The sequence below is a fragment of the Mycolicibacterium aubagnense genome (assembly GCF_010730955.1).
GTDB classification, from domain to species: Bacteria; Actinomycetota; Actinomycetes; order Mycobacteriales; family Mycobacteriaceae; genus Mycobacterium; species Mycobacterium aubagnense.
The window spans coordinates 711745-727993 of the sequence record NZ_AP022577.1 but is presented as its reverse complement, the minus strand read 5'-3'; the positions used below and the strand labels follow the sequence as shown (position 1 = coordinate 727993).

The window sequence follows — 16249 nt, the reverse complement described above, 5'->3', positions numbered from 1 at the left end:
TTGTTCTTCCTCCTAAGCAGCCCACACAGCGACCATCCACTTTACCCGTGGGTAACCGCAGCTCACCGGCGTGTCGGCCAATGAGAACCCCGTCACACCGTCAGTGCGGCGTTGCACCCGGCAAACCGATCGCCGGCACGCCGGGGGTGAAGAGCCGTCCGGCCAGCCACGGCAGGGCCTGCGCGAATACGTCTGCGGCACTGGGGAACGTGTGGTCACCGCCGTGCGGGACCACCGAGCACTCGATTCCGGCGGCGCTGACCGTGGCGCACAGGTAGTTGGCGACGGCGGTGTGGCTCTCCGGGTTCGCCGGCGGGTCGAGGTCGGGTGCGGGGCCGGCCTGGCCCGGCTGATGGACCACCGGTCCGCTCTCGGACACCGCGAACCAGCCGGCGACCCCGGAGTAGGGCCCGTGCTTGCGGACCACCGTCGTCGGATCGAATTGCGCGAACGCGGCCGCGTCACCGCCGAACAGCCGCGCGATGGTCTGCGGTTGCGATCCCGCGTTGGGTCCGAGCTGGCCGTCCATGTCGACAAAGGTCTGGAACAGCTCGGGGTGCATCACCGTGGTCATCACCGCGCACGTCCCACCGGCAGACCAACCGACGATGCCCCAGCGCGACGGGTCGGGATTGGCCGAGAACGTCGAAGTCACATATGGCACAACGTCTTTGGTGAGATGGTCGGCGGCCATGCCGCGGGGGCCGTTGACGCATTCGGTGTCGTTGCTGAACTGGCCGCTGGTGTCGACGAACACCAGGATCGGTGCGTTGCCGCCGTGGGCGGCCGCGAAATCGTCGGCGGTGCGCTTGGCGCCGCCCGCAGTGGGCCAGTCGGCCGGCCACCCGAACTCGCCGCCCACCATCACCACCACCGGAAACGGCGGCGCATCGGGGGCGAACCACGCCGGTGGCAGGTAGACCAGCTCGGGGCGAGCGCGGAAGCCTGACGCGTCGGTCGGAATCTGCACCGGCACAAGAAGGCCGTGCGGTGGCCGCTCGCCGCCCCGGCGCATGGTCAGCGCCGTGTCCAGGTCGACCTGGCCGCGCAACTCGGCGCCGGTGGCCCGCTGCCACAGGGCCTCCACTGTGGGCAGGTAACCCGTCCAGGTGTTCACCGCCAGGCCCGCGCAGACCACGCACAGCGGCACCACCGCGACGGACAGCGCGCGGCGCCACCAGTGCAGCCCGGGCCACCCCGCGATCGCGACCACGAGGGCAACCCCGGTCAGCGCAATCCACACCCATAGCGACACCGGTGCCGGGCCCCCGGCGAGGCCTTGGTCGGAGATGAACCAGCCGCACGCCAGCGCCAGAACGACGCCGGTGCCGACAGCCACCGGCAGCCAGCGCCGGAACCAGCCGGGCGACCGCCGGCCGACGGCCAACACCAGCGCCACCGCCGTCACCGCCTGGATGAGCATGGGTAGCCAGCCGTCGAGCAGGCCGATGTTCATCCGGCGTCTCCGGGGTCCGCCGCCGGCGGCGGGGGCGGGGGCGGGGGCGGCTCGTGATGGGAGGCCGGCTGCTCGGTGTCGGGCGCGGGCGGTACGGCGGGCGAGGTCACGTCTTCGGTGTCCGGGCTCGAATGCCGGGCCTCGGAATCGTCGCTTTTCGCGCTGGCGCTCGAGGTCGGCGTCGGCGTCGGCGGGGTCGCGCCGGCGCAGTTGTTGGGTGCCGGGGTGCCGTTGAACCGGTCGGTGATCCAGCCCAGGGCGTCGGCCTCGTCGGGCTGGACGTAGTCGATCACGTCACCCATGGCGCAGGCCCGCTCAACGGCCGCGGCGGTCTGATCCGGCGGCACCAGGCCGTCGGGCGGGCCGGGCGTGATGAGCATCGGCGCGGCTGCCGGAGCCTGCGGCAAGGTCGCCTTACGCAGGTAACCGCGCAGCGCGTCGGTGGCGGCCGGCGTCGTCGGGCCCAGGTCGTGCGGGCCCAGCGAGTCCAGCACGCCGGTCCGGTCGGCAACTGCCGGGCCCCGGCAGGCAGACAGCGTGGCCCAGTGGTCGCGGGCCGCGCCGCGCCGGTAGTCCTCGATGGGGAAGCCGGGGTAGGCCTGTGGCATGACGGCCAGGTACTGCTGCAACATGAGCTGCTGGTCGCGGTTCAGGCTCCCGGCAGCGGAGGCGTCGGCCAGCCATTCGAGCGCCGCGGTCGGAGCCAGGGCGACCGCCCCTTGCGGTCGCAAGCCGCCGCCATAGTCCGTGGCCAGCTCGGCGGCCGCCCAGGCCGCCTGACCACCCTGTCCGGTCCCCACCGCGATCCAGTTCGTGGACGCGGCGGAGACCAGCTTGCGCGTTGCCCGGGCGAGATCGATCAGGTTGAAGCCCTCGGTCGTGGAATCCAGATACGGGTGGTAGGTCTCGTCGAGCCCGATGCCCTGGTAGTCGGTGATCGCCACCAGGTAGCCGGCGCCGACCATGAGCCGCACTGTCGGCAGCAGGCCCAGCAGGCCGGGCGACGACGACGGGGCACAGTCGGACTGGATGCCGCTACCCGGGTTGGCCAGCGCGATGATGCGCCAGCCGCCGTCGGGCGGCTTGCCCTTGGGCAGGAATACCGAGCCCGTCACCTTCGGGTGACTGTCGTTGATGCCCGACGTGGAGACGTAGGTGATGCGCGCCGAGATCGCGGTCAGCCCGGCCAACTCGGGGTCGACGGTGGTCAGGGGCTGCGCGGCGACGAGCGTGCCGGGCCCGGCGCCGCTGTAGTCGCCCGGCAACACCTGACCGCTGCGCTGCGTGCTGCGATCGGACCGGTCGCCGGAGCAGCCGGCGATGCTCACCACGGCCGCCAGGGCGGCGGCGGCGGCCCGAAGCGCGGTCCCGGCTGTCACGGCATGCCTCCATCGGTGTCGTGTTGCAGCAACGTCAGGCACGCGGACAGCAGCGATTCACGCAGCGGCCCGGCGAGATTGGCGATGTCCTGCTGGCGGCGAACATACTCGGCACGGCCCCCGGGGTCCTCGACGGTGATCGGCTCGATGCCGTATTCACTGAGGTCGTACGGGCTGGCCTGCATGTCGAGGACGCGTGCGTCCGCCGCGAGGTCAAGGCAATCCATCAAATGATTCGACTCCAGCAAAGGTCCGAGCTTGTAACTCCATTTGTACAAGTCCATGTTTGCGTGCACACAACCCGGCTGCTCGGTGGCCGACTGGGCGTGTCGGCTCAGGGCGTCTGCGTTGCGCGGTACGGCCGCCGCCGTGAAGAACCGGTAGGCATCGAAATGCGTGCACCGCAGCGTCATCGACTCCACGACCGCGTCGGTGTCCCGGGCGCTCAGGCGAAGCGGCACCTGGGCGTGCCGGACCTCGGGAGCGCGATACACCATGGCCCATTCGTGCAGGCCGAAACAGTTCAGCCGGGCCGGGCGGCTCGCCGTCGCAGCCAACAGGTCGGCGACGAACGCGACCGTCTCCCGGCGGCCGGCCAGGTAATCGTCCGTCACGGTGACGGCGCCGCCGCGGCAGCCGTAACCGGTCCGGTTGGTGAACCGCAGCGCGCCGGCTCCAGTCAGGGCGCGGCCGAAACCCGGATGCCAGCGCCGCAGCTGACGCGGCTTGAGGCTGTAGTAGGTGAACAGGAAGTCCCACACCGGGTGCGGTTCGCCGGCCCGCATCCGTCGCTCATGCGGCGCCAGGAAGGCGTCGACGCGGTCCAGGTAGCGCTGTTCGCGCGGTGCCCAGTCGCTCTCGTCCAGGATCGCGGGCGGCGCACCCACCGTCTCAGACACGGTGGGTGCCGTCACGCACCACGCCGACCAGGTCTTCCACGAGGTCCTCCAGCGCCACCATCGCGGTGACGTAACCATCGGTGGTCACCAGCGACAGGTGACTGTTGTTGCGGCGCAGCCACGACAGCGCGTCGGCGACCGGCAGCGTCGAGGCGACCATGGGCAGCGGGCGCACCATAGACCGGTCCAGGACGGCGTCGTTGTCGTCCATGCACGGCAGCACATCCTTGATGTGCAGGTAGCCGAGGTAGGCGCTGTGCCCGTCGGTGACCGGAAACCGGGAGTAGCCGGTGTCGCGCAATGCCTCGGCCACCGCACCCACCGTGGGACCGGTACCTGGCGCGGCGATGGGCACCGCGCGGATGTCCTGCAGCGGTATCGCGACGTCCTTGACCGTCCGGGTCCGGATGTCCAGCGCGCGGGTCAGCCGCACGTGTTCCTCCGCGTCGAGCAACCCCTCCGACAGGGACTCGGTCAGCATCTCGGACAGTTCGACCGACGACACCGTGACATCGAGTTCGTCCTTCGGTTCCACCCCGAGCAGCCGCAGCGTGCTGTTGGCGCACCAGTTGTAGAAGATGACGAACGGCCGGGCGAAGCTCATGTAGACCAGGTACGGCGGGATCAGCAGCATCGCGGCCTTCTCCGGCCCGGCGATGGCGATGTTCTTCGGCACCATCTCGCCCAGCAGCACGTGCATCGTCACCACGATGACCAAGGCGACGGCGAAAGCCGCGGTGTGCAGCACGGTGTCGGGCACGCCGAGCGCATCGAAGGGTTCACGGAGCAGATGTGCGACGGCCGGTTCGCCGATGCGGCCCAGCAGGATCGAGCAGATGGTGATGCCGAGCTGAGCGCCGGCCAGCATCATCGACAGCCGCTCACCGGCGCGCAGGACGGTGACGGCGCTGCGCTTGCCCTGTTCTGCCAGCGCCTGCAGCCGGTCGCGCCGCGCCGAGATCAGCGCGAACTCGGCACTGACGAAGAACGCGTTGGCACCCAGCAGCACCATGGTCAGCAGGATCCCGAGGACGTCATTCATCGCGGGCCTCCGACTGGCCCGAGCCCAGCTGGGTGAGCTCGAGCTGGTCGATGCGCCGGCCGTCCATCCGGATCACGGTGGCCTTCCAGCGCACGGGGTCCAGCTCGGGGTTGTCCGGGTCGAACTCGGTCAGCACGACGGTGTCGCCGACGTCCGGGATGTGGCCGAGCTCCTTGAGCACCAGGCCGCCGATGGTCTCGTAGTCGCCTTCGGGTGCACGGAACGGGGTTTCGGTGTCCACCTCGTCGATCCGCATCAGACCGGACACGAGCCAGCCGTCGCGCACCTCGACCACGTCGGGGGTGGCGTCGTCGTGTTCATCGCGGACGTCGCCGACGATCTCTTCGATGAGGTCCTCGACGGTGACCATGCCGGCGGTGCCGCCGTATTCGTCGACCACGAGGGCGGTCTGGACACCGTTGGCCCGGATCTGGGTCATCACCGCGTCGCCGTCGAGGGTCGACGGCACCGTCGGGACGGGCCGCGCCAGTTGTGCCAGCCGAGTGCTGGCCCGCAACTCGACAGGGATCCCGAAGACCTGTTTGACGTGCACGATGCCGACTGTCTCGTCGAGGTCGCCGGCGACGATCGGAAAGCGTGAGAAGCCGGTGCGGATGGCCGTCTCGATGAGGTCGGCGACGGTGTCGGTGACCTCCAGCGACTCGATCATGGACCGCGGCGTCATCAGCTCCTCGGCGGTGCGGCCGCCGAACTGCAGGGAGCGGTCGATCAATTCGGCGGTCTGCGGGTCCAGCGACCCGTTTTCCGCGGAATTGCGTACCAGCGCCAGCAGTTCCCGCGCCGACCGGGCCGAGCGGAGTTCCTCGGCGGGCTCGACCCCCAGCCGGCGCAGGACCCAGTTGGCGGTGCCGTTGGTCAGCTTGATCACCGGGGCGAACACCAGGGAGAAGAACCACTGAAGCGGCACGGTGGCACGCGCGGTCGGCAGCGGCCGCGCCACGGCGAGGTTCTTGGGTACCAGCTCGCCGAACACCATCGACACGGAGGTGGCGATCAGCAGAGCGAGGGTCAAGGCCAGCGGATCGGTGAACCGTTCGGGTAGGCCCGCGGCCTGCAACGGGCCGCGTAGGAGCCGCGCCACCACGGGTTCGGCCAGGTAACCGGTGATCAGCGTGGTGATCGAGATGCCGATCTGGGCGCCGGACAACTGGAAGGACAGATTGCGGTGCGCGGTGCGGATGATGCGGTCGCGACTGCCGCCGTCACGGGCGTTGGCGTCGACCGTGCTGCGTTCCAGCGCGGTCAGCGAAAACTCGGCGGCGACGAAGACCGCCGTTCCGAAGGTCAGCAGGATGAACGCGGCCAGGCTCGCGATGGTGAGCGCGGTGGTCATTGCGCACCACCGCTCGGGGCGCCGGGCTGACGGCCCGGCCGGCTACTGGGAGGTTCGGAGTCGATCGATTCCGGGCCCGGCTCGGGAAGCGCGTGATCGGCTTGGCACGCTCCCGCCTGGCTCGGGACGGTCAACGCCCCAACGGGTGCCTGCGGCACGTGCTCCCTTTCGCTGAATCGATATCGCCGGCCGACCGATGCCCAATCCGATCGGCGGTCGTACGGAAATAATAGCTGGTCGGCCTCGGTGGACCTGCTCACCAACCGGTCGGCAGCGGGTGTCCTTCGGCGAATCCCGCGGCCGACTGGACCCCGAGCACCACCTTCTCGTGCAGCTCGGCCAGGTTTGCCGCGCCGACGTAGGTGCAGGTGCTGCGGACACCCGCGGTGATGTGGTCCAGCAGATCCTCGACCCCGCCACGCACGGGGTCCAGCTCCATCTTCGACGACGAGATGCCCTCCTCGAACAGGGCCTTGCGGGCCCGGTCGAAGGCACCGTCGCCTACTGTGCGGGCAGCCACCGCGCGCTTGGACGCCATGCCGAAGCTCTCCTTGTAGACGCGGCCCTCGCGGTCGATCAGCAGGTCGCCGGGCGACTCGTACGTGCCGGCGAACCACGAGCCGATCATGACGTTCGAGGCGCCCGCGGCAAGGGCCAGTGCCACGTCCCGTGGGTGCCGCACACCACCGTCGGCCCAGACGTGGCCACCGAGTTCCCTTGCTGCCGCTGCACATTCGACGACGGCGGAGAACTGTGGGCGGCCCACCCCGGTCATCATGCGCGTGGTGCACATGGCGCCGGGGCCGACGCCCACCTTGACGATGGAGGCACCTGCGTTGAGCAGGTCCCGGGTGCCGGCGCCCGACACCACGTTGCCGGCAGCCAGCGGCAGGCCGAGGCCCAGCGCGGCCACCGCGGACAGTGCGTCGAGCATCCTGGACTGGTGCCCGTGGGCGGTGTCGATGACCAGGACGTCGACCCCCGCTTCGGCCAGCGCCCGGGCCTTGGCGGCGACGTCACCGTTGATGCCGACCGCGGCCGCGATCCGGAGCCGGCCCTGCGCGTCCACCGCGGGTGTGTAGATACCCGCACGGATGGCTCCGGTGCGGGTCAGCACGCCGGCGAGTGAACCGTCGGCGCCCGTCAGGACCGCGACGCCGGTCGCGGAGTGCTCCAACAGGTCGAACACCTTGCGCGGCTCGGTACCTGCCGGTGCGGAGACGAAATCGGTGGATGCGACGTCACGGACGCGCGCGAACCGGTCCACACCGGCACAGCCGGCCTCGGTGACCAGGCCGAGCGGGCGCCCCTGCTCGAGAACCACGGCGGCGCCATGGGCCCGCTTGTGCAGCAGGGCGAGGGCATCGGAGACCGAGTCGTCGGGGGCCAGCACCACCGGGGTGTCGACCACCAGGTCGCGGCTCTTCACGAAGTCGACGGTATTGCGGACCGCGTCCATGGGCAGGTCCTGCGGCAGCACCACGATGCCGCCGCGGCGCGCCACGGTCTCGGCCATCCGGCGGCCGGCGACCGCCGTCATGTTCGCCACGACGATGGGGATGGTGGTGCCCGTGCCGTCGGTGGTGGCGAGGTCGACGTCGAAGCGGGAGGTCAGTTCTGAGCGCCCCGGGACGACGAAGACGTCGTTGTAGGTCAGGTCGTAAGGAGGCTGGTGGCCGTCGAGAAACTGCACGCCACCAGCCTAACGGGCTACGCCTCGACCTCGGTGCGGTCGCCGCTCCAGAGGGTGTGGAATTTTTTGCCTTCGGGGGCGTCGGTGCGGCCGTAGGTGTGGGCGCCGAAGAAGTCGCGCAGGCCTTGGGTCAGGGCGGCGGGGAGTCGTTCGGTGCGCAGGGCGTCGTAGTAGGACAGCGACGAGGCGAAGCCGGGGATGGGGATGCCGAGTTCGGTGGCGGTGACCACGACGCGGCGCCAGCTGTCGATGGCTGATTCGACGGCGGTGCGGAAGTAGGGTGCGGCCAGCAGGGTGGCGAGTTCGGGTTCGGCGTCGAAGGCGTCTTTGATCCGGTTGAGGAACTTGGCGCGGATGATGCAGCCGCCGCGCCAGATGGTGGCCAGGTCACCGGGGGTGACGTTCCAGCCGTATTCGGCGCTGCCGGCCTCGATCTGGTTGAACCCTTGCGCGTAGGCGACGATTTTGGAGGCGTACAGGGCTTGGCGCACGTCTTCGATGAACGTGGTGGCGTCGCTGGGTTTGTCGCCGAGGGTGCCCGAGGCCATGCCGACGGTGGCGCGGCGCTGGGGCACCGAGCCGGACAGGGCGCGGGCGAACACGGCTTCGGCGATGCCGGTGATGGGGATGCCCAGGTCGAGGGCGGATTTGACGGTCCAGCGGCCGGTGCCTTTCTGCTCGGCTTCGTCGACGATGACGTCGACCAGCGGCGTGCCGGTGGTGGCGTCGACCTGGCGCAGCACCTCGGCGGTGATCTCGACCAGGTAGCTGTCCAGGTCGCCTTTGTTCCATTCGGCGAACACGTCGGCGATCTGCCCGGCGGTCATGCCGAGGCCGTCGCGCAGGAGTTGGTAGGCCTCGCCGATGAGTTGCATGTCGGAGTATTCGATGCCGTTGTGCACCATCTTGACGAAGTGGCCGGCGCCGTCGGGGCCGATGTGGGTGCAGCAGGGCACGCCGTCGACGTGGGCGGAGATTTCTTCGAGCAGCGGGCCGAGTGAGGTGTAGGACTCGGCGGGCCCGCCGGGCATGATGGAGGGGCCGTTGAGGGCGCCTTCTTCGCCGCCGGAGATGCCGGCGCCGACGAAGTGCAGGCCGCGTTCGCGGATGGCTTTCTCGCGGCGGATGGTGTCGGTGTAGAGGGCGTTGCCGCCGTCGATGATGATGTCGCCGGGTTCCATGGCGTCGGCGAGTTCGTTGATGACGGCGTCGGTGGGGTCGCCGGCTTTGACCATGATCAGCACCCGGCGCGGCTTTTGCAGGGCGTCGAGGAATTCGGCGATGGTCTCGCTGCGCACGAAGGTGCCCTCGGTGCCGTGTTCGGCGATCAGGGCGTCGGTCTTGGCGACCGAGCGGTTGTGCAGGGCGACGGTGTAGCCGTGCCGGGCGAAGTTACGGGCGATGTTGGAGCCCATCACGGCCAGGCCGGTTACCCCGATCTGGGCGGTAGCGGTCGTTGATTCCGGGTTTCCCGACGAGCTCACGGCTGGCCCTTTCGTTGTTTGGTTGTGGCGCAAAGCATTTCGGACCGGCGCAGGCCGGTGCGGCGTCATCCGCCACCGATGCTGATGGTGCCAGTCGCAAAGTCTACGAGAAGAACAACCGGTGCAACTCAGTGAGCCAGGGCACAGCCACTGCGACGGTCGGGACGACCAGGACGGAGGCGGCGGCCAGGTAGGCGGCCGCGGCCAGCCAATTGCTGTTGGGTTCGCCGGCCAGGCGCTGTACCCGCAGGATGGTCGTGGGACCGCCGGCAGCGAGTGCCCCCTTCGGCGCCCGCCCGGACGCGCAGGCCACCAGGGCGCGGGCCAGCGGCGTCGGACCCGCCGCTCGCACCGCCGCATCATCGGCGAGCAGTTCGATCAGCAGCCGGACTGCGTCGAGGGCGCTGGCGCTCCGGACGAAGCGGGGGAAGGCGGCGTGGACGGCGATGAACATCTCGAGCACCAGGTCGTGCCGGGCGCGCAGGTGTGCGTGTTCGTGGCTGAGGATCGCGGCGATCTCGCTGTCGTGCAGGTGCTTGAGTGCCCCTTCACTGAGCACCACGCGGCTGCGGACGCCGGGCAGGCAGTAGGCGAGAGGCTGTTGCACGTCGAGGATGCGCAGGCCGTGGCCGATCAGGTGGCGGGCCTGCGGGGCGGGCGTGGCGTCCCGGGAACAGTCGAGCAGGTCGACGATCATGCGGTGGTGTGCGCGCCGGCGTCGCGTCGCGATGGCGACCTGGACGAAGGCGATGGCCAGCCGGGCGCCGACGACCAGGGTCAGCGCGAAGACCGCGACGTGCGTGATCCAGACCGGCCAGCCCATGACGCTGATCTCGCTGGTTGCGGTGGTGGTCGGCCGGCCGTCGGGGCCGGGGGCGAAAAGCCTGCTGGCGACGGCGATGCCGGCGCTGAAGGCGGAGAGCACCGCGGCGATGGCGATGGACTGCCACAACACGATCGCGGCCCGGGGGGCCCGCTGTGGCCACGATGCGCGCGCCAGCAAGGCGGGTACCGGCCCGACCAGCAGTAGCGCGACGAGCGAGAAGGCCAGGGCGGACACGCGCTTAGTGTCCCTCAGTCGGTGCCGGAATTGCCAGTCGCCGGCGGGATTCGATGCTTGGCTTCCAGTTCATCGAGGGCGCGGCGCAGCGCGTCGGCCTCGTCGACGCCGACGCGTTCGACGAAATGAACCAGCGCCGCGACCCGGCTACCGGAGTCCGAGGCCTGGTCAAGGGCATCGACCATCAGCCCGGCGACCAGCTCGTCACGACCATGGGTCGGTGCGTAGCGGTGCGCGCGGTCGTCGCGGTGCTGGACAACGAGATTCTTCTTCGCCAGGCGCTGCAGCACCGTCATGATCGTGGTGTAGGCCAGATCCCGGCGCGTCGCGAGAGCTTCATGCACCTGACGCACGGTCTGCGGCTCGCGCGAGGACCACAGGTGGTCCATCACTTCGCGCTCCAGCTCACCCAGTCGCGTCAATTTCGCCATGTCCTATTTCACTCTTTCGGCAGTGTTTCCAGGGTACTACGCATTTACTACCGTGCGTCGTATCTATTTCGGATGTTCTCCCCAACGCCCCGGCGGGCCGTCGTGGTTCCCGGTCAGGGCTGTTTTTTCGCCGCTTGTGAGTCCCGTCACAACGGTGTACATCTCGCGGGTCGTCACTATAGTAAGGCTAACCTAACTTAAGGATGTGTACATGACTGCCGCAGTGTTCGACCCCTTGATCGCCGCGATGGACATCCGCCGGGTGCTTCCGTTGCACGAGTCGAGTCGGCGCCTGCGCGAGTTGTGTCCAAGCGATCCCCGGGTCTACGGCGTCGCCGTCATGCATGACATCTCGCGTCGCCGTTGGTGGCCGCTCGTCGAAGCTGTGACGGGCGAGCGGCTGCAGGTGATGTACGACACCGCAGTGGCGGACACCGGCAACGAATCGGTCGCCGCCCAGCAGGTGGCCGCGATGCTGACGCATGTCGTGATCGGTCGCGTGGTGCCGTTACTGGCGCTGGAGGCGCGCGCCTGGGATCCGGGCCTGGAGAACCTGTGGGTCCACCTCGACTCTGAGGGTGGCATCGATTGGGTCGGCGTCGTGGACCCGACCCTGCGGGTGCTGCCCGATGATCCGGTGTTCGGTGGCCGAGCGGCGCGGGCGACCCGCCGACGGGGTGACGGTGTGGTTGCCTTCCCTGGTGAGGAGGCGCTCGCGACCTGGCTGGCTCATCGGTGCCACCGTGCGCTGAATCCACTGTTCGCGAAGCTGTTCGAGGTGAGCGGTGGTGTCCTGACGGTGTCGGCGATGTGGCACATCGTGGGCACCACGGTGGTGGCGGCCGCGACCCAGGTTCCGATGCTGGCCGGCGTCGGCGAGGCCGACGGTATGCGTCGGGCGCAGCGGGTGCTGGACACTCTCGTCGGCTTCGGCGCACCGGTGCGCGGACTCGATCGGATGAACCTGGCACGGGCTTGCTAATTAGGCAAGCCTTGCCTATTGTTTAGGAGTCGACAAACCACCGGACCGTGCCGGAATCCTGAGGGCTGCAGTGATTCCCGGTCCATTCGAAGAGCAGGCCCCGCACCGTCGGTGCGGGGCCTGCTCGCTTTCGTGTGACGGGTGTCGTGAGGTCTGTCGCCGGAGCTGGTGTAGACACCTATTCGTGACGACATCTGTGCCCGAGGACCTCGGCAAGGGCTTTGACAGCGAAATCGGACTGACCTACCTGGAGGTCACCCCGGACGGCGCGCGGGCTCGCCTGACGATCACCGACAAGCTGTTGCAGCCCTGGGGAATCGTGCACGGCGGCATCCACTGTGCCGTCGTCGAGAGCGTGGCCAGCGTGTCCGGTCACGTCTGGCTCGCCGAGCACGGCGGCGGCACCGTCGTCGGCGTCAACAACAACACCGACTTCCTCCGCGCCCTCAAGACCGGAACGGTTACCGCCACCTCGACGCCGATCCACCGCGGCCGGCGTCAGCAGCTGTGGCTGGTCACCATCACCGACGAGGACGACCGGATGGTGGCGCGGGGCCAGGTGCGCCTCCAGAACCTCGAGGCCTGAAAACCTCCGCCCGGCATGCCAGTCCCGGCGGGCCGTGGCAATATCGCCCCTTATGCGTTTGACGCCGCATGAGCAAGAACGCCTGCTGATTTCGTACGCCGCCGAACTGGCCCGGCGACGGCAGGCCCGAGGGTTGCGCCTCAACCATCCCGAGGCGGTCGCGGTGATCACCGATCACCTCCTGGAAGGCGCCCGCGACGGGCGGACGGTCGCGGAGCTGATGGTCAGCGGGCGGGACGTGCTCAGTCGCGCCGACGTCATGGACGGCGTGCCCGAGATGCTGCCCGACGTCCAGGTCGAGGCCACCTTCCCGGACGGCACCAAGCTGGTCACCGTCCACCACCCGATTTCCTGAGGACGGCGGCAATGGTGGAACAGGCGAGTACCGAGGGCGCGGTGGTGGTTCCCGGCGAAATCCTCTATGGCGACGGTGATGTCGAATTCAATGCGGGGGCGCCGCGGCTGACCCTCGAGGTGGTCAACACCGGCGACCGGCCGGTGCAGGTCGGCAGCCACGTGCATTTCCCGCAGGCCAATTCCGCATTGGACTTCGATCGCGCCGCGGCGCACGGGCACCGGCTGGACGTGCCGGCGGGTACCGCGATCAGATTCGAACCTGGTGTCGCTCAGCAGGTTTCACTGGTCCCGTTGGGCGGGACGCGGGAAGTGTATGGACTGTCGCTGGATCCGCCCGGAAAGCTGGATTTGTGATGAGCGCTCGCGCGAAGAACGGACGGCACCGATGAGTTCCCTTTCCCGTGCCCGGTATGCCGCGCTGTTCGGGCCGACGACCGGCGACCGGATCCGCTTGGCGGACACCGATCTGCTGATCGAGATCACCGAGGACCGCAGTGGCGGCCCGGGACTGTCCGGCGACGAGGCCGTCTTCGGTGGCGGCAAGGTGTTGCGAGAGTCGATGGGGCAGGCTCGGGCGACCCGGGCAGACGGCGCGCCGGATACCGTGATCACCGGGGCGATCATCATCGACTACTGGGGAATCATCAAGGCCGACATCGGGATTCGGGACGGGCGCATCGTCGCGATCGGCAAGGCCGGCAACCCCGACGTCATGTCCGGGGTGCACCCCGACCTGGTGGTGGGACCGTCCACCGAGGTCATCGCCGGCAACGGGCGCATCCTCACCGCCGGCGGCATCGACTGTCACGTGCACTTCATCTGCCCGCAGTTGCTGGAAGAGGCGATCGGCGGCGGCATCACCACCATGATCGGTGGCGGCACCGGACCGGCCGAGGGGAGCAAGGCCACCACCGTGACACCCGGTGCCTGGCATCTGGGCCGGATGCTGCAGGCCCTCGACGGCTGGCCCATGAACATCCTGTTGCTCGGCAAGGGCAACACGATCAACCCGGACTCGATGTGGGAGCAGTTGCGCGGTGGCGCAGCCGGTTTCAAGCTGCATGAGGACTGGGGCACCACGCCGGCCGCAATCGATGCGTGTCTGCGGGTGGCCGACGAGGCTGACGTGCAGGTGGCCCTGCACTCGGACACCCTCAACGAGATGGGTTTCGTGGAGGACACCCTGGCGGCCATCGCCGGCCGGGCCATCCACGCCTACCACACCGAAGGTGCCGGCGGCGGGCACGCGCCCGACATCATCACGGTGGCCAGTCACCCGAATGTGATGCCCAGTTCGACCAACCCGACGCGGCCGCACACTGTCAACACCCTCGACGAACACCTCGACATGTTGATGGTGTGCCACCACCTCAACGCCGCCGTGCCCGAGGATTTGGCCTTCGCGGAGAGCAGGATTCGGCCCTCCACCATCGCGGCCGAGGACCTGTTGCACGACATCGGCGCCATTTCGATGATCGGCAGTGACAGCCAGGCCATGGGGCGCATCGGTGAAGTCGTGATGCGGACCTGGCAGACCGCGCATGTGATGAAGAAGCGGCGCGGCCCGCTATCCGGAGATGGTGCCGCGGACAACAACCGGGTCCGCCGCTACGTGGCCAAGTACACCATCTGCCCGGCGGTCACCCACGGCATCGACCACGAACTCGGCTCGGTGGAGGTCGGCAAGTTGGCCGATCTGGTGCTGTGGGAGCCGGCGTTCTTCGGCGTCCGCCCGCATCTGGTGCTCAAGGGTGGCGCGATCGCCTGGGCCGCGATGGGGGATGCGAACGCTTCGATCCCGACGCCGCAGCCCGTCCTGCCGCGGCCGATGTTCGGTGCGCACCCGACGGTGGCCGCCGGACTCGCGGTGCATTTCGTCTCGCCCACCGCCATCGAGGATGACCTCGCGGCGCGACTCGGCTTGCGGCGCAGGCTCGTTCCGGTGAAGAACGTGCGGAGTCGCGGCAAGGCAGACCTGCCGCTCAACGACGCGATGCCCGACATCCGCGTCGATCCCGATACGTTCACCGTCCGCATCGACGGCGAGGTCTGGCAGGCACAGCCCGCCGCCGAGCTGCCGATGGCGCAGAGATACTTCCTGTTCTGATGGATAGCGGCTGTTCTGATGGATAGCGGCCTGGCCACGTTGCTCACTCTGGCGGATTCCCGGTTGCCGACCGGTGGGCACGTGCATTCCGGCGGCGTCGAAGAGGCGGTCACCAGTGGCCTGGTGGCCGACGTGGTGACGCTGCGGGCGTACCTGCGCCGGCGTATCCGCACGCACGGGCTGGTCACCGCCTCTATCGCGGCAGCGGTCCACGGTGGGCTCGACCCGGTGGTTGCCGACCGCGAAACCGACGCGCGCACACCGGCTCCCGCCGCCCGGCTGGCATCCCGGGCGCAGGGACGTGGATTGCTGCGGTTGGCGCGCCGCGTCTGGCCCGACGCTGGGGCGAGCGGAGCGACGGGGGAGGGCTCTGGGGCGAGCGAAGCGACGGGGGAGTGTTCGGTTTGGCAACTCCTAGGTTCGCGGCCGCACCTGGCGGTGGCGTCCGGTGTGGTCGGCCGCGTCAGCGGCCTCGCCGCCGAACAGACTTGTGCCACCGTCGTTTACACCACGATGACCGGCTCCGCGACGGCCGCGCAGCGCCTGCTGGCGCTGGACCCGGCCGACGTCGCGGCACTGACCTTCGAGCTGTCGGGACTGTGCGACAGCACCGCCGCCGAAGCGGCGAAAGGCCTTGCCGACCTGTCCGACCCACTGCTCGACGTCCTGGCGCAACGGCACGCCGGTCGCGACCGTCCCCTGTTCGCCTCCTGACCCGAAAGGTCCACCATGCCACCACATTTCCTCGACGGCCAGCCGCACCATCACCACGACCGACCCAAGCGCGAACGGCAGCCCGGTGAGCCGCTGCGCATCGGCGTCGGCGGCCCCGTCGGCTCCGGCAAGACGGCATTGGTCGCCGCGCTGTGCCGACAGTTGCGCGACGAACTGTCCCTGGCGGTGCTGACCAACGACATCTACACGACCGAGGACGCCGACTTCCTGCGCCGGCACGCCGTGCTGCCGGACGAGCGGATCGCCGCGGTGCAGACCGGCGGTTGCCCGCACACCGCGATCCGCGACGACATCACCGCGAACCTCGACGCCATCGACGATCTCATCGAGACCAACGACAAACTCGACCTCATCCTGGTCGAGTCCGGGGGAGACAACCTGACCGCGACGTTCTCCTCGGGCCTGGTCGATGTGCAGATCTTCGTCGTCGACGTCGCCGGTGGCGACAAGGTGCCGCGCAAGGGCGGCCCCGGCGTCACGTTCTCGGATCTGCTGGTGGTCAACAAGACCGACCTCGCGCCGATGGTGGGCGCCGACCTGGACGTCATGCGGCGTGACGCCGCGCAGGTCCGTGGTGAGCGCCCCACCGTGTTGATCTCGCTGACCGACGATCCGACGGCTTCGGCGGTACAGGCCTGGGTCCGCGATCAGCTGGCCGGCGCGGGAGTCACGAACGCCTGAGCC

The 16249-nt window shown here is 69.2% G+C and carries 16 protein-coding genes; 7 read left to right on the top strand and 9 right to left on the bottom strand.

All coding sequences use genetic code 11. The annotated features are described in order from the left end of the window. Nucleotides 1-100 precede the first annotated feature (100 nt). From G6N59_RS03720 to G6N59_RS03680, 9 genes are all read right to left on the bottom strand, one after another. Nucleotides 101-1456, bottom strand: coding sequence for an alpha/beta hydrolase-fold protein (locus G6N59_RS03720; RefSeq protein WP_138230887.1), 1356 nt, complete (start codon nucleotides 1454-1456; stop codon nucleotides 101-103). Next, nucleotides 1453-2835 carry a lipase gene (locus G6N59_RS03715; protein ID WP_138230886.1) on the bottom strand — a complete coding sequence of 461 codons (1383 nt, stop codon included), beginning with the start codon at nucleotides 2833-2835 and terminating at the stop codon, nucleotides 1453-1455. Before G6N59_RS03715 ends, G6N59_RS03720 begins: the two co-directional genes overlap by 4 nt. Then, nucleotides 2832-3734 carry a 3-methyladenine DNA glycosylase gene (locus G6N59_RS03710; protein ID WP_235678724.1) on the bottom strand — a complete coding sequence of 301 codons (903 nt, stop codon included), beginning with the start codon at nucleotides 3732-3734 and terminating at the stop codon, nucleotides 2832-2834. Before G6N59_RS03710 ends, G6N59_RS03715 begins: the two co-directional genes overlap by 4 nt. Then, complete coding sequence (locus tag G6N59_RS03705; RefSeq protein WP_138230884.1) at nucleotides 3727-4776, bottom strand: hemolysin family protein; 1050 nt, start codon at nucleotides 4774-4776, stop codon at nucleotides 3727-3729. The genes G6N59_RS03710 and G6N59_RS03705 overlap by 8 nt, the downstream gene beginning before the upstream one ends. Continuing rightward, complete coding sequence (locus G6N59_RS03700) at nucleotides 4769-6130, bottom strand: hemolysin family protein (RefSeq protein WP_138230883.1); 1362 nt, start codon at nucleotides 6128-6130, stop codon at nucleotides 4769-4771. Before G6N59_RS03700 ends, G6N59_RS03705 begins: the two co-directional genes overlap by 8 nt. A 256-nt stretch (nucleotides 6131-6386) precedes the next feature. Further along, the gene (locus tag G6N59_RS03695) at nucleotides 6387-7823 is read right to left on the bottom strand and encodes a GuaB1 family IMP dehydrogenase-related protein (RefSeq protein ID WP_138230882.1); all 1437 of its coding nucleotides are present in this window, start codon (nucleotides 7821-7823) and stop codon (nucleotides 6387-6389) included. Nucleotides 7824-7840: 17 nt separating this feature from the next. Beyond that, nucleotides 7841-9307 carry an NADP-dependent phosphogluconate dehydrogenase gene (gene gndA / locus G6N59_RS03690; protein ID WP_163910928.1) on the bottom strand — a complete coding sequence of 489 codons (1467 nt, stop codon included), beginning with the start codon at nucleotides 9305-9307 and terminating at the stop codon, nucleotides 7841-7843. A 103-nt stretch (nucleotides 9308-9410) separates the two neighbouring features. Next, nucleotides 9411-10367, bottom strand: a complete 957-nt coding sequence (locus tag G6N59_RS03685; protein ID WP_138230875.1) for a M56 family metallopeptidase — start codon at nucleotides 10365-10367, stop codon at nucleotides 9411-9413. A gap of 14 nt (nucleotides 10368-10381) precedes the next feature. Further along, a complete protein-coding gene (locus G6N59_RS03680; protein ID WP_138230874.1) occupies nucleotides 10382-10798 on the bottom strand; it encodes a BlaI/MecI/CopY family transcriptional regulator in 417 nt (138 codons plus the stop codon). Nucleotides 10799-11009: 211 nt separating this feature from the next. Between G6N59_RS03680 and G6N59_RS03675 the strand changes: the two genes are divergently transcribed. The 7 genes from G6N59_RS03675 (at nucleotide 11010) to ureG (ending at nucleotide 16246) form a co-directional block, all read left to right on the top strand. Beyond that, entirely contained in the window at nucleotides 11010-11780 is a 771-nt protein-coding gene (locus G6N59_RS03675) for an iron reductase (RefSeq protein WP_138230873.1), read from the top strand. Nucleotides 11781-11964: 184 nt separating this feature from the next. Continuing rightward, the gene (locus G6N59_RS03670) at nucleotides 11965-12366 is read left to right on the top strand and encodes a PaaI family thioesterase (protein WP_138230872.1); all 402 of its coding nucleotides are present in this window, start codon (nucleotides 11965-11967) and stop codon (nucleotides 12364-12366) included. Between the two features lie 52 nt (nucleotides 12367-12418). Continuing rightward, nucleotides 12419-12721 carry an urease subunit gamma gene (locus tag G6N59_RS03665; protein WP_138230871.1) on the top strand — a complete coding sequence of 101 codons (303 nt, stop codon included), beginning with the start codon at nucleotides 12419-12421 and terminating at the stop codon, nucleotides 12719-12721. Nucleotides 12722-12765: 44 nt separating this feature from the next. Then, the gene (locus G6N59_RS03660; RefSeq protein WP_163911903.1) at nucleotides 12766-13077 is read left to right on the top strand and encodes an urease subunit beta; all 312 of its coding nucleotides are present in this window, start codon (nucleotides 12766-12768) and stop codon (nucleotides 13075-13077) included. A gap of 31 nt (nucleotides 13078-13108) precedes the next feature. Next, nucleotides 13109-14830 carry an urease subunit alpha gene (locus tag G6N59_RS03655; RefSeq protein ID WP_138230869.1) on the top strand — a complete coding sequence of 574 codons (1722 nt, stop codon included), beginning with the start codon at nucleotides 13109-13111 and terminating at the stop codon, nucleotides 14828-14830. 18 nt (nucleotides 14831-14848) lie between these two features. Further along, complete coding sequence (locus tag G6N59_RS03650; RefSeq protein WP_138230868.1) at nucleotides 14849-15544, top strand: urease accessory protein UreF; 696 nt, start codon at nucleotides 14849-14851, stop codon at nucleotides 15542-15544. Between the two features lie 15 nt (nucleotides 15545-15559). Continuing rightward, nucleotides 15560-16246, top strand: coding sequence for an urease accessory protein UreG (ureG, locus tag G6N59_RS03645; RefSeq protein WP_138230867.1), 687 nt, complete (start codon nucleotides 15560-15562; stop codon nucleotides 16244-16246). Nucleotides 16247-16249: the final 3 nt, after the last annotated feature.